The sequence below is a fragment of the Desmonostoc muscorum LEGE 12446 genome (genome assembly GCF_015207005.2).
GTDB classification, from domain to species: Bacteria; Cyanobacteriota; Cyanobacteriia; order Cyanobacteriales; family Nostocaceae; genus Nostoc; species Nostoc muscorum.
This window is the reverse complement of sequence record NZ_JADEXS020000003.1, coordinates 1-26,596: the sequence shown is the minus strand read 5'-3', so window position 1 is coordinate 26,596 and position 26,596 is coordinate 1. Positions and strand designations below refer to the sequence as shown.

Annotated in this window: 22 protein-coding genes and 2 pseudogenes; 12 read left to right on the top strand and 12 right to left on the bottom strand. The window is 40.0% G+C overall.

Annotated elements, in window-relative coordinates:
- Positions 1-236: 236 nt before the first annotated feature.
- Positions 237-1,007 (top strand): hypothetical protein, encoded by a 771-nt coding sequence (locus tag IQ276_RS39025; RefSeq protein WP_190881026.1) that lies wholly within the window; start codon positions 237-239, stop codon positions 1,005-1,007.
- Here IQ276_RS39025 and IQ276_RS39020 read toward each other — a convergent pair.
- Both IQ276_RS39020 and IQ276_RS39015 read right to left on the bottom strand, forming a co-directional pair.
- Positions 1,004-1,246: a hypothetical protein gene (locus IQ276_RS39020; RefSeq protein WP_190881027.1), complete on the bottom strand. Its 243-nt coding sequence runs from the start codon at positions 1,244-1,246 to the stop codon at positions 1,004-1,006. The genes IQ276_RS39025 and IQ276_RS39020 overlap by 4 nt on opposite strands.
- Positions 1,230-1,985, bottom strand: a complete 756-nt coding sequence (locus IQ276_RS39015) for a sensor histidine kinase (protein ID WP_190881028.1) — start codon at positions 1,983-1,985, stop codon at positions 1,230-1,232. The genes IQ276_RS39020 and IQ276_RS39015 overlap by 17 nt, the downstream gene beginning before the upstream one ends.
- Positions 1,986-2,427: 442 nt before the next feature.
- On the opposite strand from IQ276_RS39015, the gene IQ276_RS39010 reads away from it, so the two are divergent.
- Positions 2,428-3,081 carry a response regulator transcription factor gene (locus IQ276_RS39010; RefSeq protein ID WP_190881029.1) on the top strand — a complete coding sequence of 218 codons (654 nt, stop codon included), beginning with the start codon at positions 2,428-2,430 and terminating at the stop codon, positions 3,079-3,081.
- 4 nt (positions 3,082-3,085) lie between these two features.
- Here the strand turns inward: IQ276_RS39010 and IQ276_RS39005 are convergent, their stop codons facing one another.
- From IQ276_RS39005 to mobV, 7 genes are all read right to left on the bottom strand, one after another.
- Positions 3,086-3,679: a DUF6753 family protein gene (locus IQ276_RS39005; protein WP_190881030.1), complete on the bottom strand. Its 594-nt coding sequence runs from the start codon at positions 3,677-3,679 to the stop codon at positions 3,086-3,088.
- A 214-nt stretch (positions 3,680-3,893) separates the two neighbouring features.
- Positions 3,894-4,592 carry a hypothetical protein gene (locus tag IQ276_RS39000; RefSeq protein WP_193912681.1) on the bottom strand — a complete coding sequence of 233 codons (699 nt, stop codon included), beginning with the start codon at positions 4,590-4,592 and terminating at the stop codon, positions 3,894-3,896.
- Positions 4,593-4,600: 8 nt separating this feature from the next.
- Positions 4,601-5,572 carry a nucleotide-binding protein gene (locus IQ276_RS38995; RefSeq protein ID WP_228042740.1) on the bottom strand — a complete coding sequence of 324 codons (972 nt, stop codon included), beginning with the start codon at positions 5,570-5,572 and terminating at the stop codon, positions 4,601-4,603.
- A 32-nt stretch (positions 5,573-5,604) separates the two neighbouring features.
- Positions 5,605-5,931 carry a hypothetical protein gene (locus tag IQ276_RS38990; protein WP_193912680.1) on the bottom strand — a complete coding sequence of 109 codons (327 nt, stop codon included), beginning with the start codon at positions 5,929-5,931 and terminating at the stop codon, positions 5,605-5,607.
- Between the two features lie 100 nt (positions 5,932-6,031).
- The gene (locus IQ276_RS38985) at positions 6,032-6,601 is read right to left on the bottom strand and encodes a DUF192 domain-containing protein (protein WP_190881033.1); all 570 of its coding nucleotides are present in this window, start codon (positions 6,599-6,601) and stop codon (positions 6,032-6,034) included.
- Positions 6,602-6,603: 2 nt separating this feature from the next.
- The gene (locus IQ276_RS38980; protein ID WP_190881034.1) at positions 6,604-8,223 is read right to left on the bottom strand and encodes an AAA family ATPase; all 1,620 of its coding nucleotides are present in this window, start codon (positions 8,221-8,223) and stop codon (positions 6,604-6,606) included.
- 107 nt (positions 8,224-8,330) lie between these two features.
- The gene (mobV, locus tag IQ276_RS38975; RefSeq protein ID WP_193912679.1) at positions 8,331-10,037 is read right to left on the bottom strand and encodes a MobV family relaxase; all 1,707 of its coding nucleotides are present in this window, start codon (positions 10,035-10,037) and stop codon (positions 8,331-8,333) included.
- A gap of 1,291 nt (positions 10,038-11,328) precedes the next feature.
- Between mobV and IQ276_RS38970 the strand changes: the two genes are divergently transcribed.
- From IQ276_RS38970 to IQ276_RS38950, 5 genes and pseudogenes are all read left to right on the top strand, one after another.
- Positions 11,329-11,787, top strand: coding sequence for a hypothetical protein (locus tag IQ276_RS38970; protein WP_190881036.1), 459 nt, complete (start codon positions 11,329-11,331; stop codon positions 11,785-11,787).
- Between the two features lie 276 nt (positions 11,788-12,063).
- Positions 12,064-13,302, top strand: a complete 1,239-nt coding sequence (locus IQ276_RS38965) for a ParM/StbA family protein (protein WP_193912678.1) — start codon at positions 12,064-12,066, stop codon at positions 13,300-13,302.
- A 212-nt stretch (positions 13,303-13,514) separates the two neighbouring features.
- Positions 13,515-13,826 (top strand): annotated as a pseudogene (locus tag IQ276_RS38960) (AIPR family protein); the annotation flags it as partial.
- 222 nt (positions 13,827-14,048) lie between these two features.
- Entirely contained in the window at positions 14,049-14,459 is a 411-nt protein-coding gene (locus IQ276_RS38955) for a hypothetical protein (RefSeq protein WP_193912676.1), read from the top strand.
- A gap of 198 nt (positions 14,460-14,657) precedes the next feature.
- On the top strand, positions 14,658-15,032 hold the full coding sequence (locus IQ276_RS38950; RefSeq protein ID WP_190881040.1) for a hypothetical protein: 375 nt from the start codon (positions 14,658-14,660) through the stop codon (positions 15,030-15,032).
- 164 nt (positions 15,033-15,196) lie between these two features.
- Here IQ276_RS38950 and IQ276_RS38945 read toward each other — a convergent pair whose 3' ends face one another.
- Positions 15,197-15,727 (bottom strand): hypothetical protein, encoded by a 531-nt coding sequence (locus tag IQ276_RS38945; protein WP_228042739.1) that lies wholly within the window; start codon positions 15,725-15,727, stop codon positions 15,197-15,199.
- A 49-nt stretch (positions 15,728-15,776) separates the two neighbouring features.
- Here IQ276_RS38945 and IQ276_RS38940 point away from each other — a divergent pair, with 49 nt between their 5' ends.
- On the top strand, positions 15,777-20,633 hold the full coding sequence (locus IQ276_RS38940; protein ID WP_193912675.1) for a hypothetical protein: 4,857 nt from the start codon (positions 15,777-15,779) through the stop codon (positions 20,631-20,633).
- Positions 20,634-20,758: 125 nt separating this feature from the next.
- Here the strand turns inward: IQ276_RS38940 and IQ276_RS38935 are convergent.
- A pseudogene (locus IQ276_RS38935) lies at positions 20,759-21,103 on the bottom strand (Uma2 family endonuclease); the annotation flags it as partial.
- Between the two features lie 100 nt (positions 21,104-21,203).
- Between IQ276_RS38935 and IQ276_RS38930 the strand changes: the two are divergent.
- From IQ276_RS38930 to IQ276_RS40560, 4 genes are all read left to right on the top strand, one after another.
- Positions 21,204-22,142 carry an SMP-30/gluconolactonase/LRE family protein gene (locus IQ276_RS38930; protein WP_193912674.1) on the top strand — a complete coding sequence of 313 codons (939 nt, stop codon included), beginning with the start codon at positions 21,204-21,206 and terminating at the stop codon, positions 22,140-22,142.
- Between the two features lie 70 nt (positions 22,143-22,212).
- Positions 22,213-22,773 carry a putative antibiotic biosynthesis monooxygenase gene (locus tag IQ276_RS38925; RefSeq protein WP_190884797.1) on the top strand — a complete coding sequence of 187 codons (561 nt, stop codon included), beginning with the start codon at positions 22,213-22,215 and terminating at the stop codon, positions 22,771-22,773.
- Between the two features lie 1,285 nt (positions 22,774-24,058).
- Complete coding sequence (locus IQ276_RS38915) at positions 24,059-25,222, top strand: calcium-binding protein (RefSeq protein ID WP_190884862.1); 1,164 nt, start codon at positions 24,059-24,061, stop codon at positions 25,220-25,222.
- A 206-nt stretch (positions 25,223-25,428) separates the two neighbouring features.
- Positions 25,429-25,560: a hypothetical protein gene (locus IQ276_RS40560; protein WP_255264461.1), complete on the top strand. Its 132-nt coding sequence runs from the start codon at positions 25,429-25,431 to the stop codon at positions 25,558-25,560.
- A 135-nt stretch (positions 25,561-25,695) separates the two neighbouring features.
- Here IQ276_RS40560 and IQ276_RS38910 read toward each other — a convergent pair.
- Positions 25,696-26,596: ATP-binding cassette domain-containing protein (locus IQ276_RS38910; RefSeq protein ID WP_235116511.1), on the bottom strand; the 901-nt coding region annotated here is incomplete at its 5' end.

Here is a 26,596-nt window from a genome sequence, read left to right as displayed (position 1 = left end):
GCAGCGTCTCCAAGAGTTGTCGGGGGCTTTAGACCATGATTCAGACGCTCTCTACGTTCGCGCAGCGTGTCGCAGACAGACGCTAAAAGCGTAGCTTGCTTCCCCGTAGGGGTACGCGGACTCGCTTGCCACCGGCGCTATCCACTAAATCGATTCAGAATTCAATTCTGTTAGCGGTAGCGGGGCGTTTAGCCCATTCTGGCTCCTTATTCCTGAATTCTTCTTCTGTAATACTTATGCAATCTAGCTCAGTAGCCGAAACCATCACTATCATCAACCGCAACAGTGGCTTTTCTGACAACCAATTGGCCTACAGACTGGCGCTGATGATGGAGAAACACCCACCTTCACCGTCAATAACCCCCGCACTAGACACTACAGAGCGCGAAAATATTATTGGTGAGGTGAGAAATACTCTATCTCTTACGCAAAATGCTCAAAGTACTGAAGATTACAGGCAATCCCTTAAGAAAAAATACTACCAAGAGTACGCCCAAAAATTTGGTTTAAATAAATCTGAGGAAACACCTGATATAGATAATTCAACAAGAGTTGAAGATTTGATCAATGAAAAGAAAAAGACATTCTTGCAGCAGATATTAGAAACTAAAGGGCGCAAACTGCCTTTTGTTGACAGTCAACAGTCAAAATCGGTTGAAACTGAAAATAATCAGGTTGTTAAAAAGTCTCTCATTCCTGCACTAATGAATATTATCGTTACAAAGGGACAAGATACTATTGGTGGTCGAGTCTATGAAGGCATGGCTTATCAATTAAATTTGTTGATGAGAGAAGGTATGCAGCGTCTGACTGTTTGGCGCAAAAGTGATAATCAAAGTGCTTTTAGTGCTTATAAAGTAGAAGAAGAGGAAGAATACAAAGTAATACACAATCACCTTTCACCACAAGAAACACAAAAGCTGATCAACTTTGATATTAAACAGCAACAGCAACAGCCACCGCAACAACAAAACGAGCGATCTTCTGACGGCCTAGAGTTAGACTAACTAAAATACCCAACAAACAACCCAAGAATGTACGCACTTACTAAGACATATCGCTTAGTTACCCGCTCGAATTGTGACCAGGGTGAGATGATGACAGCTAATACTATGTAAAACAATGCTTGTAGAAAATCGTTGTGCCCCAGTTTGATGATTGCCGCTATCATCAAAGCCACAAAAATTAGAAAATCCACCCCTGTTTCAATCCTGTCCCAAAGTTTCACATCATATAGGTAACGCATCTTGTAACCTCTGTGACTTGGGCAACATCCTATCATCAACCCCATAGATCCCGTCATCTTTGTAAGGAAATATAATGGTGAATTTAGTTCCTTGTCTAACTACCGAGTTTACGCTTATCCTCAAACCATGAGCATGAGCCACACATAAGGCGATGTACAGTCCTAGTCCCATCCCTGATTGATGTAATAAATTGCTATTTGGCGCTCGCCATAATGGGATAAATATATTAGAAATTTGTTCGGCGGCAATCCCACAGCCGGTATCTTCAATCTCGATGGCTAAATCATCTTCTTGATTGAGCAGCCTTAAAAAGATATCTCCGGTAAGAGTGTACTTAATAGCATTTGTTACAAGATTACACAGCATTCTGTCAATACTTATGCTGTCACCCCGTACTTGCGTTCCATGCTTGTACGATGATTGAGTTTCATAGTGGAGATTCAAGGAATGATACTGTGCTATTAGTTTGAATCGAGAATAAGTTGTTTGTAAAAAACTTAACATATCAAACTGTTCCACTGTGACTGGATTTAGTTCAAAAAAAGCAGTTCTTTTAGATTGAATCAAACTCACCCCTCGCTCATTCGTTTGTTGTAAAGCGATCAGCAACGGTTTGATCTCTTCTAAAGACTGTCCATAAGCACCATCAATTATCTGATTCAAAACTAACGATGCTCCTTGATAGTTGTTTGAAACATCGTGTAACAAACCTAAGATGCTTAAAACTTCCTGTTGCATAACTATGTTTCCAACGACAGATGGTTATTTTGGCTACTTTTATGAATAAATGCTAATTATGTCTATCGAACAGAATAAAGGCGTCAGTCGTCAGAATTCAGCAATGTTTTCGGTACGACTGGCGGATGAATAACCGGCGTTTTTGCACCCCCACTAAATTTTCTTGTTTTGTGGTCAACAATTCCTGCGCGGTCTGAATCCCCGACTGATTGATTCAGAAGGACTGAATTCAGAATACCTGAATTCTTCTTCAAAAAATTTGAGAATGCTTTTATTTTAGTTCTAAAAGAAATATCCAATCAAGCTTTAGTACTAAACTTTCTTTCATTTATCTGGAAAGATTTTTCTTACTTATATGTTATAATACATCAGCCAAAAGTAAAAGACTTAATACCAATAACTATGTTATAAATATTGAGTCATCTTATAATCGAAGTGATTTATGATTCGATTAGCGCTCATTGAGGATGAAGAACTTATTAGGTTGGGGATCACTACTGCTATCAATCAACAACCAGATATGGAAATGGTCGGCGTTGCTCGTACTGGTATTGAAGGGATTAATTTAGTTAAGGAATTAAATCCCGATGTGATTTTGGTGGATATTGGTTTACCCGACATATCGGGGCTAGAAGTGATCAAAGAGGTCAAAGTCAATAGCAAGACTAAAATTGTTGTTCTTTCTTCCCATTCTTCTCAAGGCACTGTTCAATCAGCTTTAAATGCCGGCGCTGATTCTTACATTCTCAAAAAGAATAATGTTCCTTTGATTTTAGAAGCAATTAAAACCACATTCTACGATAACAAGTCTTTTTTTGACCCTGATATTAGCCGACATAATTTTTTCTTCCAGCAGAAAATTAAGGGGAAGAGTTACCAAGATAATCTTAGTGCCACTGAAATGCAAATTATCTCTTTGATGGCAGATGGTTCTTCTAATAAGCTGATTGCCGAGCGGTTATTTATTACTGAAAGTACCGTTAAAGGCCATATTAACAAGATTTTTGCGAAGTTAGATGTCAAGGATCGCGTCAATGCTCTGATTGAAGCTAGTAAACTTGGGTACATCGAACAAGATTACTTGAAAGTAGGTTAGCTACTCACTTACCTACTTGAATTAAACAATAGCCTTGGGTTTTACTCTGCTGTGTTTGACAGGCTTCAATCGCTGCTTGATTCTTCAAGATTATTTGATACATTTGCTTACCCTCTTGGGATTTTGCCCATTGGAGAATCTTTATCTCGTTACGTGAGACTACTACTGACTGATTCGTTCCTATATTTTGCACCAGATTCCATGTGGTCAGCGAACCCAGCAAGGTACTGCCAGCCGCTACTAATCCACACACAAGAGATACTGTCCCCAATCCCCAGCCTGCCTGCACTTTCATGCCTGTGCCGATGGGCTTGATTTTTTTGATCTCATCACGTACAGCATTTGACACAACTGTATAATGCATTGACTCGGCTTGTTTGCTTGTCTTATCCAGTTTTTGGTCTATCAGTGCTGCCCACGCTTCTATCATTGCCTCCATTCTTGCCTGGAGGTCTATGATCGTTTCTTCATATCTGCCCAGTGTAGCCATCATCCTAAAAACTGGATCGTCTGGTGTAATTCCTAGTTGATATGCCCCTTCAACTATGCGTTTTTGTTCTGATGGGGAATAACCTTGTAATGTGTCTTGTAGTGTCATAAAGTAGGGGGTTGGGTGTAGGGTGTAGGGTGTAGGAAAAATTAGTGGGGGCTTGTACGAATGGCACGCTTGTTAAGCTGAAATCTGGTCAGGGCAGGGGGTAGAGTTGCATGTTCGTTTTAAGACAATTAAATTTTAGTTGCGTCAAGGAGTTCAACATCTTCTTAATTCCCTACACCCCACACCCCAATACCTGCAACCCTAATTTTTGTCATCAATCAAGCCCTAGATATTTAATAGCCAAATTGTTATTCATTACTGAATGACGAAACTTTTTAATCCACTGAAAAATGAAGCTTCTCCAAAATAAAATTATCGATAGATCCTGGCAAACTTGTGAATATGGTTTACCAGTCTTTTCCATCGCTTGATAATGATTTCGATGTAGAGCCATTAATTCTACTTCTGTCCCTCCTATTATTAACAGCTTTTTCCGTATCTTATCCTCATATTCTCTAAATTCTGGCGCAAAATGGTAATTTTTCACTACCACGTAGTTAGCGTTATTGGTCGCGTTCTGGATGATTGCATTTAAGTAATATATACAGTCTTGCCTGTGAGAAATAGGTTGAAGAAATGTTAAATTCCAACCAAATTTTACTACAACCTCAAATAAGCTAGCACTCTCTATATATTGAATTACTTTTTCAATATCTTGTCCGGGCATATCAACAATCATCACATCTAAATCAGGATGATTTAAGTCATCTGTTATTGCATCAGCATCGTCATTTGATAAATCAAACTTCTTAATGGTTGCTATATGTTCATAAGCCTGAAATACAGGGAATGATTCTTGGTTATAAACCTTTATCCGTTTTCCTTGTTGGGCTAACATTTCTAGTAATAGCTTAATAACTGTAGACTTACCCACCCGCGCATCTCCTACAGTTATAATAATTTTCTTTGACATCTTTATTCCTATTCAGATAACATCTTCTCTATGCCAAATAAATCTTTTTTTTGCTTTATTTGCCCTTTAAAATTGTTCAGCCAGCTTAAGACTCTACCAAATACAGACGGATATTCATCTTGTTCAAGTCCTTGTCTAAATGTCAAATTTTTCACATCTAAATAATCGTAGGATTTTTTCGCTAGTTTTGGCATAGTTATACTTGTGAAATCATGCGCTGTTGCTTTTACTTGCTGTTCAATTGCTTTTATTTCTTGGGAACCATCATAAAAAGTAAATTGTTCTGTCTCTCCGTAAAACAAGTTTTTTACTATTACATAATCAACCCGATCGCCGCAGAAACTATATAGTTCTAGTAGTTGAGTTATACAATCAATTATTGTGCTAATAACTACTACTATCGTCACCCGCATTTTACATTTATTATTTACTACATCTAAAAATCCCATCTCAGTTATTAAAATTTTTAAAGTTGGTAGAAATTGTGATGGGGTTTCTAGTAGTATCAAAGATTGTTCATCTTGATTTTCCCCAGATTCATTTGATTTGGGATAGACTAATTCTTTTAAATTATCTACAAATTCATCTAATTTATCTGAGTTAGATATATCTAAACGATGAATGTTTGCAGCTTTTTCATAAAATCTGATCAAGTGTGGATTAGAATTATCCGCGTCTAACCCAACAAATTTTACTGCGTTATCTATGTAAGTTTGCGCTAAACCTCTCGCAAACGTGGACTTACCAACACCTCCTTTATCTCCTGTCACCATTACTAATCTTCTTAGTTGTTGGGGATTATTTTTATTGTCGTTATTCCCATTCTTGTCTGTGGTTACTGAACTTTTAGGCTTTGTATCAATAGGGACTTTTTCTGTCGTATCGTTAGACAATGGCTTACTTGGCTCTATGTTACTAGTGCTTATTTCTGGCAACGTGCTATTCATATCTTGGTTGTTTTCTTCAATGTGAAATGTCATTTTCCTTGATTCCTTTTGATGTTTATTATTTTTTACAGATACTGTCTTTGAAATATTGGTCGGATTGTAGTTCTGACCCAATGCAAAAATTTATTAATCAAGTCCGCTTTGACAATCGTCTTCAAGCTATTGATGGCTGTAAAATTTAAAGTTTTTATTTTTACTACCTCTTCTTCAATAACTACATAACGTTCTTGACTGTGAATATTCATCAGTACTATTTTTTCGTTATTTAATTCTGCTGCAACGACGTTGAACACATCTTCGGTAAATATCTCTAGCCCTAATGGGGTAGAGATTACTCGCACCGTGCTACCCAAAGGATGATCAAATTCCCAATATGTCCATACTCTTCCCATAAATAGATTGCCATATTTGATTCAACACATGAAGCTATTTAGGTACTGTTTTTTTCAGTACTATAGTTTCTTGATTTTTCAAAAATACGTTATACAATTACTAGCGATTATTTTTGATTTTCAAAGAATTGCCGCTATAAATACCAATATTATTCTTAGGCAAAACTGATAACGGTTGAATGTTAAGCCGATCGCCAACCTTGATATTGGCAGCGCCTTTTACTAGCTCTAGCACTTGATTGGCAACTTTCCCCTTGTAAATGGGACAAGGGGTTTTGTAGCACGGTTTGGCATTGTAAACCGCAGTTGTCACCACATTATCCTTGATATAAAAGATGTCTAATGGAAAATTTACCTTGTACATCCAGAAAGGCACGTTGTAAATTTCTCCTCCCAGGTTGAATAACATCCCGCCATCGCCGTTTAAGGATGCTCGAAATTTCAGCCCTTTCTCTAATTGCTCTGGTGTAGAAGCAACTTCCAACTTAAATGTGCGATCGCTGTGAGTGAGAATGTGCGTAACTGGTAAGTCCTGGGGACGAGTTTGGACGTAACTGAGCGCCACAGTGCCAACGATAATTGATACGCCAGCAACAGGGCCTAGTATGTTCAGTAACTTGAAAGCAGCAGCGTATAAATCTTTCTCGTTAGGAATTTTCAGAATTTGCATAATTATCCAAAAATATCAACATTGCCGAGACTATATATAGATGAATCAATCGGGCTAGATGGAAGGCCATGCAAAGCCGCAATGTTACGCATACTTTCAACTCGGTCAGCTTCGCGGATGGCCAGAGGATTCATACTCTGCCTTGCAGCCAGCAATGCCGATAATGTAATCTCAAGTGATGGCAGTTCGCTAGCTGGTGCAACATCATCACCAAACATTTCACAGAAAGTAGAGATGGCCGCACGTTCTACAATGGCTTGAATCTCCGCCCCCACACATCGCTGTGTAGCTTTGAGTAACCTTTTCCATTCTTCTTCGCTGTACCCATCGCCCTTGTTACGAAAACGAGGATCGAAACGGGCTAAGTGAATCTTGAATATTTCGTGCCGTTCGCCGTAATTTGGGAGATCCACCTTGAAAATCTCATCGAAGCGTCCGCTTCTGGTTAGCTCTGGTGGTAGCCATTGAATATTGTTAGCCGAAGCGATAATTAAAACCTCACTAGTACGTTCTTGCATCCAGGTCAAAAGCATACCAGCTAGGCGTTTGGATAAATCATCATCCCCAGCAAATCCTTTGTCGAAGTCGTCCAAATACAGGATTACACGGTTAATTCGGTCTACCAGTGCGAGTAAATTCTTGAGCTTATATTCAGCCAAATTACCGTAACTGCGGAAACTACCCCACTCCAAAATAATCAGAGGTAGCCCCAATTGTGCAGAACTTGCTTTAGCCGAGTAAGATTTTCCTGTTCCCGGTGGGCCGATTAGTAAAATCCCCTTGGGTAAACGAAGATTGTAAGCTTTAGCCAATGAGGATAGAAGGCGCTTATAAGTTTTAAACGCTTGCTGGATCAGTTCTAAACCACCAATGGGTGTGCTTGGAGGTTGAAGGAACTGAATGTTATAAATCCGTTTAAATAGGTCAATTTTGTAAGCGGACAGTTGAGACACTAACTCATCCGGTTTAATTTCACCAGGAGCGCTTGCCTGTCTGATTCCATAGTCAATGTCTGCCAAGTACATGCCTATTGAGGCGTTCGCCGTTGCATGAATATCGCTGTGACTGTAATCCGGTAATACTTGGGCTAAATAACTGCTTATTTCCTCTATAGCTGGCAGTTGTTGCACAATGGTGGGAACTTCGGGGGCAATGTCAGATGACACAGTGGCATTTGACCCTAAGAGAATCGCTGTTTTGTTGCAAGAGTGATTGTACAGCTTCAGGTTAATGAGGGCTGACTTAATCCACTCGGAAGTCAGAAAGAAATCTGGGGCAGTGGTAGCTTCGCCCAGCCAGGGGAATATACCTTCTAGTATGAGAATCCCTTGTAAATCGGTAGTTTTCCAAAATCGGAGAATCTCAAAGTAATGTTCGCGTCTGCTTTTAGCGATCGCTTGATACTGGTCAACACTTTGTAAAGTTAATCCCTCATTACTGGATAACTGGTGTAGCGCATCATCTTCCAGTGTCCACAGGTAACAGTTAATGTTGTATTGCTGGCATTCACTGGCGAGATTTGTCAAAAGTTTGAGTCTTTCTTGTAATGGAGACTCGACAGCTATCAGCTTATTGTTAAGTTTGATTAGAGAGAATATTTGCTTTGTTAACTCATTACTCATCAGGATTTTAACTAAATTTCACACCAATATTATTGATAGCTAAAACTCTTTACTAGCTACTTTGGTACTGAAAAAATCGGTACTAGAGTAGCTTGACTTTTTTGCAACTATAGCTCTAATTCCTCGTGATTTTGTTGTGAATAACGTTGTTGCAATTGATGAGAGAAATTGACTAACTGCGTATTCCAATCCCTACTTTCGCACTTGAGTTGAGTCGAGTGTGGCAATAGTTCTTTAATAGCCCGTGCCACAGTTAGTTGACTAAAAGCTACCTGTACATGAGTCACATTACGTAATCTTTCAACAGGTAAATTTGAAGTGTCGTCTACTGCCATGTAAACTGTTCTGTTTTCTGGTATTCCTTTAAAGAGATATTCGAGCATGGCTACTGAAATGGCATCAATGGGAGAGTCAGACAGTACAGCAGTGCTAGCTTTATCACTAGGCTTTTTCCCTAAAGTAAAGTAAAACCAGCTATCACGGCGAACTGTACCTAATTCATAACCAGAGAATGTATTGGTTGTACCTTCTAAAAATGCTCCTTTGGTCTTTCCGTCGAGATCCCGCATCACAAACACAACATTTGCTTTTGAGTCGGCATAAACTAGCCCCTGGTTATGTAACATTTGTACGCAATCAGAAGGTATGCCTCGTTTCTGTTTGAGGTAATGTTCAACGCCTGACCAGTTAGCTTTATCCTCAACGGGTAGCGTAAATTGGGGTGCTGGTTGAGTTTGGATAATAAGAGCCGCAACTTTTTGAGCATGAGCGATCGCTGCACGTTGGGCCCCAGCTTCACCAAATCGCTCCCCGATCCATGCGATCGCTTGGGTTTGGTTGCATTGATTAACGTGCTTGACTAAATCAATAGCACTATTACCCCCTAACGAAGAACCATTGCCAAAGTCAGTAAATTGAGAGGCATCTATATTAATGATGTGGTTTCCTCCTACCCATTCATTCCCTTTACGCCACAGTCCCAACTCCCAAGCAACATCATCCAAAGCTAAATCAGTTGACCACTCGGTAAGCTTTTTTATTGATTGATTATCTTGCTCCAATTGCTCTATCCGCCGCCGTAACTGTTCATTTTCAAGAGCTAGAGCTTTGGCTGTAGCTTCCATCTCTTGCTTACGCTGATTCGCCCTGTCTCGGTCGGCAGCCTTGGCCTTCAATTGCGCTGCACTTAGCTCATCAACTTCTAAGTCGCGCCCCTCCTCCACAATGCGGTAAAAGTCCTTGATGTCCTGGTGCTGGGCTTTGCTTCCCTTGATACCTCGCTCTAGCCCAATTAGCCGCATCGTGTTGTAGTACGAATCCTGAAACTCATGAATTTTGTGCCGTCCATCAAAGAAATGATTGCACCGTAGCTGTCCCTCATCATCCAAAGGCACAAAATAAGCGTGAATATGAGGTGTGGCTTCATCTAAATGTAATTCGGCGCGGACAATGCGAGATCCATATTCATCCGCTAACCACTGATGAGTCGCTTCTAGCCATTCATCCAGCTTTTGTGGTTCATAGTAACCGGCTTGAGTGGGGCAGTTGGGACGGAAATAACTGGGCGATGCACTCAACAGTAACTCCACGCAGTACACCGCATCAGTGCGAATCTTCCGCTTCTGCTCCGAGTCCCCTATCTTGGCTAAGACTAAATCCTCTAGTCGTTCCTCTGGGTTGAGACTACCGATGAACCGAATATTTTTTTGAGTGGGATCTGCATTAGGGGTTTCTCTTTCTCGTGCGGTGTGAGATGCACTCCCTGATATATTACCCCGCTTTAATTTTTTTAATCGCGCGATCGCGTATGCCATTTTTTCTTGACGCTAAAAATTGGAAATACAAGTTTTTGGGCTGACTGACTGAGAAACAAATATTACTCAAATTATTGCTATTTTTTCTCGATTTCACGCTTTTTTAAAGCCAAATCGCTCAAATGCGAAAATGGGAAAATAACCGTAGTAAGTACGACTATTCTAAGCCGCCCTACAGCATTTCACAGGCAATTCTCCCGCTATCCCCAAGATTACCTTAGTAATATAGTCGCTTTTAGCACAATACCACCCTAAGTAGAAAATATTCTATTTTCTAGGTTTTGGACTAAAAAACCACGCAATAGCAAGGCTTTCGGGCTGTTTACATGTCAATAAGTCTTGATTAATGAGAATTAATGGGCTGCTTACAGAATTTTTCGAGATTACTCAAGAGTAAACTAACTGCTCACGGATTTTTCCAGAGATAACTCAAGAATAAAATGGTTGATAACGGAATTTTTCAGTAGCCACTCAAAGTTAATCAGCGCTAAATTGTAATTTTTAGTAGTGTTTCGTAGCACAAACAGAAAAAAACTGTTTTTTTGAAGTGCAATTGCAACAAGATTGTAGTGCGCATTCTCAATAATTTTGAATTTATTGAGAATAAAAATGGAGTAAAAAAGTAGCTCAAAAGCAGTAATGGTAAGGCTTAAACCCTATTTTATTTCTCAAAATCTGATGCAAGACTGGTAGCTGTAGAGCTACCCAACAGCTACCAGTTGGGAAGTCATGAAACTATAACAAACTGATTTTTTTGTGTCATAACAGGTAGCTGTTTATCACCTGTAGAGCTACCCAACAGCTACCAGTTGAGTAAAGTATTCAGAGATACTTTTTCAGCACTGAGAAAGTCTCCTAAATTGTGTGCCTTAGTAGATTTAAGCATAGAAGATAAATTCACCTGACTTTTCAGAGTATGTTGAAAGGGTAGACGGTGTAAAGCGTGAGGTTTAGGGTGTGGGGTGAGCGGGGTAGTAAGGCTTTCTTGAGGAACTTAAACTCAAAGAGCGTTTCACCATCCCCAATCTTGATGTTCGTGTAGCGTGTCGTAGGCAAAGGTTGCGGACTTAGGGTGAAAAATCGGGAATTTCGCCAAGAATTTAGATATGAAGACATCTAAAGATTCAATGATTGCAAAATTAATTTTAATCAACAGCAAATGAAAAATAAAAAATATTTGTTTTAAAATGAGACGAGAAAGGTTTAACCTTTTAAATGTGCTTAAGTAAAAAATGGAACTGCTTTACCTAAAAATGTTTGACTCCAGTAATTGGAATTTTTGGGAATAAGCATGAATGAAATAAAACAGGAAATAATTTCCATTAGAAGGGTAGCCGAGACTATAGATGGAAAGATAATCAGCTATCTAAAATCTACGCCACTAGCGTTAGAGGAAGATTTCTCAGAATTGGTCATGGCTACGCTCAAGAAGCACTGGCTACCTTTAGCATTATTGTCATCAGGGGTCAGGGATGAAAGGCTAAGGCAGAATGGTATTTGGGCAATTGGAGAGTTAGAAGCACAAATAAGCTGTATACGGCGGATTTGTGGAATAGAGAATGACCCAGTAGCAATTAATTCATTAATTAAGCCTCAAATAACAGTGACAACATCATCCGAGAACGCATCCATCTTAGGAAAAATGTCACAAACAGGACAGTTAAACGCGGATGAAGATGAAGAATGGATGCAAATGGAAATTCCAGAAGAGGTAAAACAGGCTAATCAGATGTTGGGCTGGAACGGTTAAAACAATTCGCAATGGGCTAACGCCCCGCTCCGCTAACGCAATTCGCAATTCGCAATTACGTTTTGTGATGGAGATTTAGCTTAGGCATCAAAACACGCTGCTTGATAGAAGCTCTTGACTTAAACCCCCACTACTTGTTAGAGCGTAGGCGCAAGCCAAGTCGTAGACATCGCCTGATTCGCAATCATGTTTTTAAGCTGGGCTTGATCCAGATACAAATTTTGTTGCCTTTTGAGATAGAGAAAGTAATAACGGGACGAAAACAAGGAATAAAACATGAATAGAAAGAGCATTTCGGACTCTGCCGAGTCCACAAAAGTTGTCCTCACGTTGGATTTAGGGGCAAGTACAACCAAGGCGATAGCACAGGTATACCCAGACGGAGTGCCAATAGTAATAACGATGGAACCAGAGATAGCAGATGTGGGCTATGGTTCAATAGAGTTTTTATCAAGCCAATCCTCGGTACAAGACAATACAGTATGGATAGGTATTGGTGAAGAATATTATGTTTTAGGCGCATTATCGAAAAGTATGTTTGCTGGGACATCAGCAATCAAGGACTTGAAATACAGTTATGCACTACCGAAGATAACAGCATTGATGTGGTTGGCAATTCGACGGTTGGGATTGGGGGGAAAAGTTGATTTGGGGATTTATTTACAAATATTGTTGCCACCAGGAGAAATAGCTCATGCCAATCATTTGGGTAAACAATTAACACAGAGATTAAAAACAGGTGTCAAAACACCAACAGGGAAGTTCAAATGTAAAATCAGAAGTTTTAATGCGGCACTAGAAGGGGCTGGACTATTGACGTATCGCAGCCGTAATGTCAATGTCAACTATTTCCAAAAAAATATAGGAATGTTGATGTTGGGGTATAGGAATGCTAGTTTTACCCTCTCAATGAAAGGCAATTCATCAAAAGCGGAATCAACGGATTTAGGGATGAATTGGCTTGTGAGTCAGTTTGTTGAAAGAACTGCGGTAGGTTTGTCCAAAGAAGATTCACGCTTAGTTAAAGCAATAGTAGAAGCCAGAGATGGGGATTTTGACTCATTACGTCGATTATCACGGAAAAATAAACCAGAGCAAATACAATTGGATGTAGATTTATTCGAGAAGATATTACCCCTAGTTCGTGAAGAATACACCCGTGCCTTATTACGATGGGTAAAAGGTATAGCTGTTATGGATGAGGTGCTAATTTGTGGGGGAACAGCAACTTTTGTACGTCACGAGCTAACCCAACATTTTGAAAATGTTGGCATTCCCATTTGCTGGAATGGTGGGATGGAGCTTCCTAAATATCTAGACACAATGGGATTAGGAGATAGAGTATGTGATGTTTGGGGATCTCACATTAGCCATATCAAAATGCTGGATTTTAATTTCAAATATGACCGCCAAGATAAACCTTTAGTCCCTGATTATTATGTTCAGCCACCTTCTCCTTTGTCGGTAGCCGAGATGAGGGCTAAAAATGGATATTTAACTAGCAAGTTCTTCTAACCCCAAGGCTTGCAATTGAAAAATAGCTACCCCATACTCGCCTCGACAACGTTACTCAATGAAATCTAGCTGTCGTTCTTACCTAACGAGTTTATTGTGATTGCTGGGGTGAGTGGTGGTAGGAAATCAACCTTGATGGATGCACTCAACGGACAACGGCCCACCAAAGGGAAGTGTTTGTTAAGTATGTTGACCTATACAAGAACAAGAATATGCCCAAGAATTGGACTTTGAAAATAGACCAGTACATCAATGCAAATTCTAACTGCATTATTGCTACCGCCTATGTAGATAGTTTTCCCTCCGACCTACCCCTAGAACCAAATATCCGCGAACCTAATCCTAAAACCTCAACGTACAAACAACTATTTGATTCACTCACCACCCAGCCAGAAAAATTCTTTCAAAGAAATAACGGAATTGTACTGTGTGTTAACAAGGTTTTGCCCAAAAATAAAACTGAACTGGAGTTAGAGGTACTACAGGCTAATGAAGGCGGCAACGATGGCATTATCAACGGTGGGCAGCAATAAACGTGAACAATTAAAGAAGAATTCAGAAGTCAGAATTCAGGAATCAGAATTAATGAGTGGGGGATTCAGACCCACCGCTTGATTATTGCACCACCGAATCTCTGATTTAGTGGGTGTCTTAAACGCCGTTTATTTATCCGCCACTCGCTTAACCTTCTTCTGAATTCTGGCTCCTGGCTCCTGACTCCTGTTCATTAACCTTGGTCAATTGATATGTTAGAGACGACACATTTGCAGGTACAAGAATTATCACGATTTGCCCAAGAGCAAGACTTTAATCAGCAATATCGACAGTATTTTGGCGATGTCTGGGAAGAAGTTGGAGTTAGAGATATCTCGAAAATGACCATCCAAGATGCCGAGCAAACCTTGAAGGTACTAGCTCAGGGTGAAGCATCTCCCCAATTCATCAAATCTCTACTAGCACAAGCAGCAATTGATGGTGCGTCACCGCAGGTTTTAGAGTATTTCCTAGCAAGTGACATTGACTCAGATGGGCGGACTCTGGCGACTGTTTTATTTCAGGATGGGACGAACCCATTGCAGCCGGATACACCCCAGCCACCACTCAAGGCACAGGTTTTATCTCCATCTCCAACTGAAGATTTGGACTGGGAAATATAGCATATATCCTCAAACTTTACTAGCAACCTGAGTTTTGATTTTTTCAGTACTCAAGTTGCTAGTTCTTTTTAGAAAGCATATCTAAACTTCTTAAGTTAGGTATAAGTTCCATTTTTCAAAAAGCACACTAGGGTGTAATTGACTTATCAATTGCACCTGTTCCCTCAACTAACCCAACAATTAAATGAGGACATATTTATGACTTTATTAGGTATTGATAGACCTTTAGATGCAACCCAAGTAAAACTGTGGGACGAGCGCGATTTATCTACAAGCGATCGTCGCCAAGAGCATCTAGAAATTCTCCTGTGCCAAAAAGTCCAAAAAGGAGAAGACCCTGCCTTATGCGAACAAGTTTTGAATTATCTGTACTTCTCCATATATCAACAGAAGCTCAATCGCATTGCTGTCCAAAAGGAGAAAGAAAAGTCGGTCTTTGCATCCGTACAGCAAGTGATTATTACGTCCTTTGCTATTTTAGGAATGTTTGCGTTCCTTGCCGCCGCTTCCAACAAATCAGTTGTGCTTACGCCTGGGGTAATCCCTCCAGCAATAGAACGGCAAGCCAATTAACCAAACAATCTGCTTTTTCGCCCAGTCGCAATACAACTCTTGGAGAGGCTATGCTCAGTGCAAGGGGAGCAATTGCAGATGTAAAAGAATGCCACTAAAAAGCTGAGAGCGTTGTTTGATAATGCTTTCAGCTTATATTGTCACTCACTCGGCATCGCTCCCGCCTAATATACTGTGTCCTTGTCGAAAGGCAAACTGTCTTCCGGCTCAAAGTTACGCAAGTCTTGCTCCATCTGCTGCCGACGTTGGACGTATGTTCTGCTAGCGCCAATCCGAGCATTCATTTTCTGCTCACCAAAGTTAATACCTTGTTCTGCGTAATCAGCAGACACAGCATCATAATTCTCGACTTCTATTTTCTTGCGCCACTCAAGCTGTTCGAGGGCACTTTCACTGATACCAATTTTCTGAGCGTACTCTACATATTCAGGTCTGAGAGAACCATCTGGGTTAAATTCCTTTTTTTCTTGTTCAGTAAAGAAATCGTAGGCTGTGTAGATTGGCCACGGTTCTGGATCAATCTCATCCAGGTGCTTCCACTCGTCGTATCTTGCTTTTAGCCTAGAGGCATAATCATCAATTGCCTCGTTACTCATTCCCACAGATAACATTTCTTGTCGAGCTTCATTTTTCAAGCTGCCATCTGGATGGAACTCTTTCTTGTGCATATTTATCCAACGCTTAATCCTTGACATATAAATCTCCTCAGAAATTGATTAAATTTCATCAATTTACTTAGCATTTATGACTTTGGAATTGAAACATTTTGATCCTCGTTTAAATCAGTGGATATATACAGACGATAACAAAACTGGTTCTCAATCAATTTTAACTGAAAAGCTCAGTAATACCTTATTAGAATTTTACTTTCCTGGCAAAGAATTCTCGTTTGGACACTCAGATGAATACAGTACTGCTGAAGAGTTAAAGAATCATCCAGATGGACAGATTTTATTGCTATCTTCTAAGACTCGCTTACTTTATGGAGATAAAGAATGTTTAGAAACGATTCAAAAAATTTGTCCAGATAGTAAAGACCGTGGGGCTTATGGTTCAATCTTCCTTGGGGCTTGTAAAAATGCGATTCACGAAAATTTAAGCATTCTGGTAGTAGATGATTCTACTGAAAAGGCTGGTGAAAATGGAGGGATATTATCGAATGATTTGGCATATAAATTAGTTGGTGACTGTTATGGGCAGATTTCAACACAACTTTATGACAAAGTAACCTTAAGAGAATCCCAAGCAGATAAAAGCTATCGTGTAATTCAGCATCGATTTGGTTGGGTGGATGGAGTTGGAGAGGATACTACTAAATACCGTTTTGGCAAAGGAACATTGCGACCATACAGGTTAGACGAAATCAAATATGCAGATCCAAATAACAAACCAGAAATAGACATAATTCTCCCCGTAAGCAGTTTTAAGGGAACAGACAAAGATAGACCCAAAGGCCCCACTAAACCGCAGATTAAGCCAGGATTATATCAGCAAAATATTTGGTTAGCTGAAAAAGGGCAATCTCAGCAAGGTCAGATGTCTATCTCCCAACTGCTGGCATCTTTCCCCCAAGGAATTAAAGATTTTGTCGAGGAACTAGAGGTACAAGCTGAAAAACTAGCCTCTATTCAAGATGACCCAAGAATTGTTGCTGCTTACTATTGTGAAAGATATGAAAAGCGTAAAGAATCATTGAGCCAAAATAAATTAAAAACACGAGAAGTCATCAATCAAGAAATAGATGTTAAAAACTTAGAGAGAAATGATGACTTAAATGCAGATCAGGACTTGGATGATGACTCCGCTAAAGATGATTTGTTCATGTACAAACTCATTAAAGCCGATTTACTAGGGCATCAGCAGTTATTAGAAACTGAGAAGGTCAAACAGGAATTAAGTCGGTTTGTACAAAGTGAGTGGCGAGATATTGCTGTTGGGAAAACGCTTACTTTTGACCGAGGGATGATTATTCCATCCAAGGAACTCAAAAATGGTGAAATTTGTGTCCCTTGGCTGAAGCTTGGAGAAAAAGTTCTTAACTTTCGCTCTCCTTTTCTGAATTCTAACGGATTGTGTGTGTCTACCAACAAGCACGTTGAAGACCAAATCGCGCCAGATGGGAAGGTTTTAGAAGGCATAATTGTAGTCAATGACGAAGACCACAAGCGCATACAAGCCAGAATTACAGAGTTAGAAGCACTCTTGGTTGATGTTGATTTTATCGACCCAGCAGAAACCGAATCAGAACGCCAAGCACGAGACTACGATGGTGATTGCATTGGTGTAGCAAGAGCTAGCTTATATCCCAATCTGACAGCAGAGGCAGAGCGAAGAAATCTTCCTCAAAACGCCTATTCGCCCACAGTTAAGCTCAAAAAGCAATCATTTTATTTGGAAGATGGAACCCAGCCCCCATTTGAAAAAATTGCTATCCACATGAGCGATAGCATCAGCGTGGGCATAATCAACAATCAAGTGACAGCACTGGAAGCATTAGAATCAGAAATTGAGGTACTAAAGACTTACGGTACTTTTGAGCAGAAATCAAATTATCTAGACCAAGTTTCTAACCATTACGAAACCCTGTTTGAGCAAGAACGCCAGAAAGATCCAAAGTTAATTCGAGAAGAATACAAGCCTTATATGCAAGGGGTTGTTGAAATTGCTCATTCTCAAAGAACTCCCGAAATGATCCAGAAAGCAATGGACATTAACCGTCAAATGTACCGGAGCATGATTGAAGAAGGATGTTATCAAAACCAAATAGCGGTTGATTTATTCAAAAGTGCTAAAAAACCTGAGATGGATAAAATCAGGGAAAATAGTCGCTACTTATATCGTGATGTTAATTATATTAAAGATAAAAAGTCGCGTTCAGTTTATTTAAACACGGGGATAACACCAAAGGGCTACTCACCAGTAGAATTATTGATTAGCCAAACCAATAAATATTTCCAAGAATCACAGTTAGAATCGCGCCCCATCGTTCAGTTTAAAGACTTGTTCAAAGGAGTAGAATTTACACCACAGCAAAAATTTGCAGCGATCGCCGCGAAGTACGAGTTCGATCAGAAATTCAACGCTGCGGTTCGGATGTCCCAACGGCGTGAAACTGAGAAAGGGCCATCTGCAATTATCCAAACTCCACAGGGGGCGAAACTAGAAATCACCAATCTCACCCGTTACGGACACCCCTTAATCTGGAAAGCCCAGACGTTGAACATTCGCTTAGATGAAATAAGAGAGAAATTCAGAAGTTTTGAACGCCCTCACCGATTATTAGCAGTTGCACAGATAGATGGTGAGAAAGGTTCGGATGGAAAACCTGCATACCGTCATCTTGGAACAGTTAGCCAACAATCTGTGACTGACCACAACCTCAAGGCGGGGATGGCCATGCAGGGAGCTAAACTATTAGAACTAAAACCAGAACTTACTAGAAGCCAAACTAAACTACTCTTTGCCTTGGCAAATGATGCAGCAGAAGCATTTTACGCGAAAATCCCAGAGTCAGAAAAACTTGCATCCGCCGCCGCCGCTTGGAATATCTGTGCATCCCGTCAGGATGAACTTGAAGTTGCAAGAAAAGAAAACGCAAACCCCCAGGCTTACGCTAAAAAAGTCTCTAATTTTGCCTTCGCTGCTTTCCCCAATGAGATTATTTCTCGCTTAGATAAATTGCAATTTACTGAACCGAAGTTAGTCACACTGAATAATGAAGCGAATCAATTTTTGGGTCGAGACTGGAATCCCACCGAAAAACACCCGATAGAAATTAGAGCTTCTCACCACCCAGTTGGGCATGAGCGCCACGTTTCCAGACTAATGTTTGTCCAGGATAGTGACGGCGAATATAAGGAATTCGCCATGCTCGAAACCAGAACCGCACAGCTTCCCATTGGAACGAAAGCGCTCTCTTGTATGGTTGGGGTAGAACCTGCCACAGCATCAGCAACTATTGGACTACCAGGAAACGAGCCGGTTGAAATTACTATCCGTGAACTCAAGAACTTCTCTTATGCAGGACTTGTTTTTAACGACGAACCCGTAAACTTAGAATTTGGCACTGTGCCGGTGACTGACAAAACAGTGAAAATCAAACTTGATGGCAAAACTCTGGGTGAGTTAGACAGTGATTCTGTCCAACAGTTGAAACAAATTGATTATCTCAAAAATGGTAATCCTCTAAAGTTAAAGCTCACGTCTATCTCTGAAACTGGAGATCAAGCTTTTGTGCTGGGTGAGTCTCCTAATGGGAATCTCCTCAAAATTAATAAAATTAACTTTTATGATTTTTCTGGTCAGACATTCAATGATCAAGATTACCGAAAACTGACTATCGAAACCTCAGCTTCTAAAACTAGAGATGCTGTATTTTTGAATGGTGAACCCCTGGGAGTATTGCACTTCAAAAAAGACAAAGACGCGCTCAGACAGCTTGGACTACTCAAAACCGGACAACTTACCCCAGCCCCCGCTATTATTCAAAGTAATTTCTCTGTTATTTGCGCTCAAATTGACCCTAATACTGTTGAATATCCCCAGAAATGGACGAAGGAATTTTATGTTTTTTGCACTCAATCATTTAACCCTCAACAACTGTATATGATTGATACTACTGCGCCGATACTGCAAAAAATTAAAGAACGTACCACATTCCTATTTTCTACCCAATCAAACAAAAAACTTGGAGTTATGGGCTTGGCAGTTGACAATCACAAAGTCGAATCTGTAACCTTATGGTTAAAGAATCAAAATGTTGAATATCAGCAAGTACCAATAGAAGATGTTATCAGGGAAACCAAAAAAGGTTTAGCAGTATTTCACTTAGTCAGCAGTTCAATTCCCCCCAAAACTTTGGAGAACATGACCAAGAAATTTGGTGCTGTGATTGAATCAAGTACTGAATATCAACAAAAAATTAAATCTTTGGCCACGCGATCGCAATTATTGAAATCTCCAGAACAACCGCCACTACACTCATCTCAACAAAGTACTCAAACTGCACCTACTACTAATCAAGCTACAAAGCCGTCATTGACGACTAGCTCTTACACACCAGATATTACTAATAGTGTAAAAACCGAACCTCTAGGTGTAGAGAAGCCCCCGACAGTTACTATTGATGACTTGAGAAATTGGTACAATGCCGCAGATAAGTTAGGGAAGTCGGAGAATTACAAAAAACGCATTGTGGAAGTGGCAAATGGGTTTAAAGCTGGTGAGCAATTATCAGAGTCAGGGTTGGCAGTAATGAATAAAGATACATCTGAGCTTGAAGGAATTAGTCGGTTGACTCAAATTGCTCAAAGGATTGGCATGGTCTGGGGTAAGTCTGATGGAAATGGGACTCAAGTCCAAGGAAAGATTTATGACTTGGCTTTCAATACTCAGCAAAGGGATTTAACTATTTCGCAGAAAGATGGAGAGGTAATTTTAAACTTGCAATCTGGCAAAGTGCAGACTAATAAAGTAACTCCACAGATATTGCAAACTTTTGAGGATGCGAATAGCCAGATAGATAAAATTTTAGCGAAAAATAAAAGCCAAGAATTAGAAATACAAGGAGAAATTAGTCAGATTCCATCTGGGCAATATTGAGGGCGCTAAAAAAGATTTATTTAAAGCTTTTGGTTTGTATGAGGCGCGAGGGAATATGATTTACTGTGCTTTTACTCGAAGTTTGATTATGGAGCTTTTTCGAGATCATGAAGTTTACAAAGACAGCGATCGCGTTTTATCCACGCTGCATCTGGAGAACGCACCGCACCGTTCGGCAAAGTAAATCCACCACTGGAACCAAACCCTACACCTGTACCATCTTGCTTTGTCCATAGCCACAACTGCCCAACTAAGTTAAAGTTGCGTTCATCAGTTTCGGAACCAGTAGGGGGCATAATGACTAATTCTCCAGCAGCATTACGTTCGATGCGAAAATCACTGTTTAGCTGACAAAACTCATAAAACTGATCTTCGGTTAGTGCGTAGGCGTAGCCCGTCGTAGACATCGCAGGTTGCAATTGCAAAACCACTGGTATAATCTCTGTGGCTACAGGTAAATTGGTGGTCATAATCGCTTTGTGGCTACTTCACCTGCTTTAACTGCAAGGACTGTTTTTTGCAGAGATGCGAAAGTTTGGTGGCCCCATTCAATTACAATGGTAGGTTAATATGGGAAATTCCGCAGATTTACCGTCTATTTACGCAGATAAGCCGATTGAATTAGCACCTGATAAAATTATCACCTCGTTCCCGGTCAATACGTTTTTGGAAAATCTAGCGATACCTGCGGCGGGCTACGCCTACGCATCAGATGGCACAATTTTTGTAAGTAATCATGAGGTCGGCGAGATTGTTAGCATTACCCCAGATGGCAATCAGCAAATTCATGCCACTGTTGAAGGCAAAGTAAGTGGTCTTGCTTTCACTACCAACGGCGATCTGGTGGCAACAGGCTGGAATGGTGATTCTATACCCGTCGTTTCTCTAGTTAAAAGTGATGGCACGGTGGAAACGTTGCTGACACTGCCAGACGCAATATTTCTCAATGGCATCACTCCACTTTCTGGCACTCAGTATTTGACAGCAGATTCCTATCGTGGTGCAATCTGGCTGATTGATGTTGCTCAACCCAGTGGATCAATTTGGCTAGAACATCCAATGCTTGCTCGTAGCAATTCGGAGAGCGTGTTTCCTGCTGCTAATGGCTTGAAGCGTTTTGGTGATTTCCTCTACGTTTCAAATACGGAAAAAATGTTGCTGTTGCGGATTCCTATTGATAGTACTAATAAACCAGGTGAGCCGGAAATTTTTGTTGAGCAGACCAATATTGATGACTTTGCCTTTGATGTAGAAGGCAACCTTTATGGAGCAACGCACATTTACAACAGTGTGATACGAATTGCGCCCGATCGCACTACTACTATCATTGCTCAAGCCGAGTCAGGTGTAATTGGTAGCACAGCAGTGGCTTTTGGTCAAAGTGAGGGTGAACGCACTGCAATTTATGTTGTAACTAATGGTGGAATGTTTTTACCCCCACCCACAGGGGTTGTTCCTGCTAATGTTGTTCGACTTGAAGTTGGAAAAACTGGGTATTCCTTAACTTGAGAATGACTCAACCATGCTACGGTTACAAAAACTTATAACTATTAACTTGATGGTGACATAACTAATGGAGATGGAACAGGACGAGCAATTTGTAACCGTGGTCATTACACAACTTGTCAAACCAGGATGCGAAAGCGCTTACGAAGCTTGGTTGAAAGATATTACCAGAGTTGCTAGAACCTATATAGGTCATCTGGGAACAAATGTAATTCGTCCCCAACTTGGAGTGCGAAATGAATATGTGATCATCTTCCGGTTTGACGGTTATGAAAATTTAAAGGTGTGGATGACATCGCGCGATCGCGAATATTGGCTGAATCAAGGTAAGCATTTGGTTGAATCCGATCCTTATGTTCAACAAATCTGTGGATTAGAAGCTTGGTTTTCTCTTCCTGGTCAACCACTGAAAACTCCACCGCGCTACAAAATAGCATTGCTAACTTGGGGAGCCGTATATGTGTTAATTAATTTGTTGAGTACGTTTATAGTTCCCCTACTTCGTGGTTTACCACCCTTGATTATTTCGTTGATTGTTACGATTACTATGGTTTTGCTGTTGACATATATTGTTATGCCTAGAGTTAGCCGTTTGTTTAGCTTTTGGCTATATCCTAAACCACGAAAAGTTTAGCAATTGAAATTACTTTACAGCAATTTTCAGGTAAATAAGTTATGTTGATCGGTTTCGGAACTAGTAGGGGCATAATTACTAATTCTCCAGCAGCATTACGTTCAATGCGAAAATCACGGTTTAGTTGACAAAGTTCATAAAACTGGTCGTCGGTTAGTGCAGGGCAAACGCATGTGTGACTCGTTCCTAAGCCAATACATAACTTAGGGTGAGAACGCCAAGGAACAGAACCTTGAAAACCTCATAACTAAACCTGAGATAGAGGTGAAAGTCCTCTCATACAAGGGTAGTAGTGACTCCCAACCTGCCCACAGCGACCGAACTTGGAATTTCGGAGACTGAAGCTCTTAACTGGGCGCAATCAGAGCCAAAGCATGTGACTTAAAGGAATTGTTTGCCGCAACGGCAAGCTTTTACTTTAATTTCACTCCGGTAATCTCATACTTTAGACAGTAGCCTGTTGGTTTATAGGGTAAAAATGGCTGGAATTATTATCAAACTTCCTTAAACCAAGCATATTTACTGAAAAAGTGTTCAGAACAAACGGCAAGCTTTTACCTAGATTTTGAACTCATGGCAACATTTTAGTTAAAACTGAACTATTTCGGTTGCGATCGCCATCGAGGGAGACAGTGAGTTTTCTCCACTATTTAAAGTAAAATTCTGCCGCTTGTTCAGAATAAAACTAAAATTTTGCCGCTTGTTCATTGACCATATTGTAAATAATTATACTTAATTATTGAGATTTTTATCAGAGTTACAGCAATTTTTGTCTCATAGACTACTAGATACTGTTTAAAGTATCAAGAAGCCACAATCAAATTAAAGTAAAAGCTTGCCATTGCGGCAAACATTTCCTTTAAGTCACAAGTATGATCGTAATTTTATTTCTTCTTTATTTTGAATTTTGAATTCAAAAAGGTCAAGCAGCAATTGCTTTAGCTACACGCTATCCTGAGGCAGTGTGATTTTTACCTTTCCCAAACAACCAACACCCCATCCACACAAGCAATCCCCCACTGCGGAAACTTCGCCAGCAATTTCTTGATCACAATCTGCTTTCGCGGGATCATCATTCCAACACTCTTGCAAGAAATCAAACCCCGAATTCTGCCCTGAATTCGCTGCAACCTTGAGTTTCTGCATACGTTGTGGTCGCTCCAAGACCAGAATGTCTGCGGGGAAATCTTAGTTAATAGCTATATTCTGCAACATTTTTTCAAGAAAATACAGCAGATAGTAAGCTAGTATACAGCAGTTACTCAAAAACAGGTAAAGCAAGATTATGGCAACAATTATAGGTACTGATGGGGACGATATTTTGATCGGAACTGCTGGGGATGACAGAATTATCGCTAGTGCAGGGGATGATACGATTACTGGTGGAGATGGTAGGGATACCATTGATTACAGTGACTTAGAACAACCTGTAACACTTCAACCAGTGGTGATTCAAAAAGGCGTAATTGGAACTGATACGTTTAGAGATTTCTTTGAAACTGTTATTGGTGCTAGAGGACAGACTAATATTATTGATGCAACTACTGACAGTACAAATGTATCGATAGTAGCTGATTTATCCAAAGAAAGACTAGAAATAAGAGTTGTCGGTTCACCACCAATAATAGTCAGTGTGAAAAATTTTGTGAATGTAATTGGTACAAATCAAAAAGACACTATTACTGGTGATGCTGCTGATAATGAATTATCTGGTAGCGGCGGCAATGACATTATTAGAGGCAGTGCAGGCAACGATACCTTAAATGGTGGAGATGGTACTGATACGGCTGATTACAGCAAAATAGGTGTAAGCTCTACCATTTTCATTGATGGAACTCTTCAAAAAGGTGGTGGACTAGGTAGAGATTTACTTGGTAATTTTGAAAATCTTGTTGTTGATGCTAGCGTTGCAAATAACACTATCGATGCCTCAATTGCTCCTTCAGCACCCTTTTTAGTTGGAGATGCATCAGTTAACGTTAACCTTGAAAGTCAAAGTTTTGTAATTAATAATGTTCCTAACATAGGCACAGTTGAATTCAAATTTATAAACTTTGATAATGTTAAAGGTACAAATCAAAGTGACACCATTGTTGGAGATAGGCAAAATAATGTATTATTTGGCAATGGCGGAAACGATACACTTTCTGGTAAGAGCGGGAACGATACACTTGCTGGTGGGTTAGGTACAGATACTCTCACTGGGGGACTAGGTGCAGATAAATTTGTTTTTACCAATGTATTAGAGGGTGTTGATATTATCAAAGATTTCAAAGCTGTTGAAGGTGACAAAATCCAGATTTCTCAAGCAGGTTTTGGTGCTATTTCCATTAGCGACTTCAGTTATGATCCCCTAAATGGTTCTCTGTTCTTCCAAGAATCTAGATTTGCCATTCTAGAAAATAAGCCTATTGGTTTTCAAACTAATTTAGATATTCAACTGGTTTAATCTCAAAGATTGTATAAGTTCAACCAAATAGTGGGACTTAGAGGTTGTTTGAAAAGTGTCAGATTGAGCCTTAAATGCAACTCACAGAAGCGAACGCGAATTCCAGAACCCCCATTATCTCGTTCAACTTCTAGCATAGCCAGAGTAGTCAAACATACGTTAGATGACTTTTCAAACATCCTCTTAAAGTTATTGCTCACAAAGCTGTGAGCGATGCCTGCGGCGGTAAACTACGCCCTGGCAGAAGTGAACCACGAGTCCGTAAACGCCGCCCGAAAGCTTACCCTTTAATGACGAAACCTCGGCACGAATTACGAAAGCAATTGCAAACTGCTTAAACCACAAGTGTTTCAGCTTTTCTTAGTGCCATTCTACTCTGAAACTTTAGTTTCTTATCAGTTAAGAGTTCCCTCTTCCCTGTTCCCTTTTTTTTGTAAATTCGTTGATACAGCACTTGCAAGTGCATCCCTTATTTAAGGTGTTAAAAAATCCAGGTGTTCTCCAGATATAACTTGCATTTCTTCTAAAACACCTTGCATTTTTAACTGCCCTTTATCTAATAAGACAATAAAATCTGCACGCCGGATAACTCGAGGACGGTGGCTAATTATAATTGTAGTTTTGCCTTGCCGAGAATGCAAAAGTTTATCTAACACTTGGGCTTCTAATACTGGATCTAATGCACTAGTGGATTCGTCTAAAATTAGTATTGGTGGGTCTATAACCATTGCTCTAGCTAAGGCTAATCTCTGCTTTTGTCCACCGGAAATATTTACACCAAATTCGCCCAATACAGTTTGATAATTATCCGGTAATTCACAGATGAATTCGTCAGCACCCGCAATTTGGCAAGCCCGAACAATTTGTTCAAATGTAGCATGAGGATAGCTAAAGTGAAAGTTCTCTAAAATTGAGCGACTCCAGAAGTGGGCTTCTTGGGGGACTAATACTACCTGTTGTCGCCTGCATTCCAAAGATAAATCTTTCTGGTTATAAATGCCAAAACGAATATTACCTGATTGCAAGGGATATAACCCAGCCATCAGTTTAGCTAAAGTACTTTTCCCACAGCCAGATTTACCAATCAATGCTGTGACTTTACCTCCTGGAATAGTTAGGGAAAAGTCTTGTAATAAGTCTGCCCTACCTGTGTGGTGAAAGTTGATATTAGTACAAATAATATCAGTATTATCAAGGATTACTGCCCAAGGTTTTTTCTCTTCGTTTTGGTCTTCTGGGGTACTTTCAATTACCTCATTAATCCGTTCTGTTGCAGTTTGAATTCTGGCAATTTCATCGACAAAACTAATGATTGTAGTAATCAATATATTAAAATTAGCATTCATCACGTTAAATGCTAGCAGTTGACCGATG

Excerpts from the sequence above, each read along its gene's own strand:
- IQ276_RS39025 (WP_190881026.1), top strand. The coding sequence starts at position 237 with ATGCAATCTAGCTCAGTAGCCGAAACCATCACTATCATCAACCGCAAC.
- IQ276_RS38940 (WP_193912675.1), top strand. The coding sequence starts at position 15,777 with ATGACTTTGGAATTGAAACATTTTGATCCTCGTTTAAATCAGTGGATA.
- IQ276_RS38970 (WP_190881036.1), top strand. The coding sequence starts at position 11,329 with ATGAATGAAATAAAACAGGAAATAATTTCCATTAGAAGGGTAGCCGAG.
- IQ276_RS38965 (WP_193912678.1), top strand. The coding sequence starts at position 12,064 with ATGAATAGAAAGAGCATTTCGGACTCTGCCGAGTCCACAAAAGTTGTC.
- IQ276_RS39005 (WP_190881030.1), bottom strand. The coding sequence starts at position 3,679 with ATGACACTACAAGACACATTACAAGGTTATTCCCCATCAGAACAAAAA.
- IQ276_RS38985 (WP_190881033.1), bottom strand. The coding sequence starts at position 6,601 with ATGCAAATTCTGAAAATTCCTAACGAGAAAGATTTATACGCTGCTGCT.
- IQ276_RS39020 (WP_190881027.1), bottom strand. The coding sequence starts at position 1,246 with ATGCGTTACCTATATGATGTGAAACTTTGGGACAGGATTGAAACAGGG.
- IQ276_RS38990 (WP_193912680.1), bottom strand. The coding sequence starts at position 5,931 with ATGGGAAGAGTATGGACATATTGGGAATTTGATCATCCTTTGGGTAGC.
- IQ276_RS39010 (WP_190881029.1), top strand. The coding sequence starts at position 2,428 with ATGATTCGATTAGCGCTCATTGAGGATGAAGAACTTATTAGGTTGGGG.
- mobV (WP_193912679.1), bottom strand. The coding sequence starts at position 10,037 with ATGGCATACGCGATCGCGCGATTAAAAAAATTAAAGCGGGGTAATATA.
- IQ276_RS38995 (WP_228042740.1), bottom strand. The coding sequence starts at position 5,572 with ATGACATTTCACATTGAAGAAAACAACCAAGATATGAATAGCACGTTG.
- IQ276_RS38925 (WP_190884797.1), top strand. The coding sequence starts at position 22,213 with ATGGAACAGGACGAGCAATTTGTAACCGTGGTCATTACACAACTTGTC.
- IQ276_RS38980 (WP_190881034.1), bottom strand. The coding sequence starts at position 8,223 with ATGAGTAATGAGTTAACAAAGCAAATATTCTCTCTAATCAAACTTAAC.
- IQ276_RS38950 (WP_190881040.1), top strand. The coding sequence starts at position 14,658 with ATGACTTTATTAGGTATTGATAGACCTTTAGATGCAACCCAAGTAAAA.
- IQ276_RS38915 (WP_190884862.1), top strand. The coding sequence starts at position 24,059 with ATGGCAACAATTATAGGTACTGATGGGGACGATATTTTGATCGGAACT.
- IQ276_RS38930 (WP_193912674.1), top strand. The coding sequence starts at position 21,204 with ATGGGAAATTCCGCAGATTTACCGTCTATTTACGCAGATAAGCCGATT.
- IQ276_RS39015 (WP_190881028.1), bottom strand. The coding sequence starts at position 1,985 with ATGCAACAGGAAGTTTTAAGCATCTTAGGTTTGTTACACGATGTTTCA.
- IQ276_RS38955 (WP_193912676.1), top strand. The coding sequence starts at position 14,049 with ATGTTAGAGACGACACATTTGCAGGTACAAGAATTATCACGATTTGCC.
- IQ276_RS39000 (WP_193912681.1), bottom strand. The coding sequence starts at position 4,592 with ATGTCAAAGAAAATTATTATAACTGTAGGAGATGCGCGGGTGGGTAAG.
- IQ276_RS38945 (WP_228042739.1), bottom strand. The coding sequence starts at position 15,727 with ATGTCAAGGATTAAGCGTTGGATAAATATGCACAAGAAAGAGTTCCAT.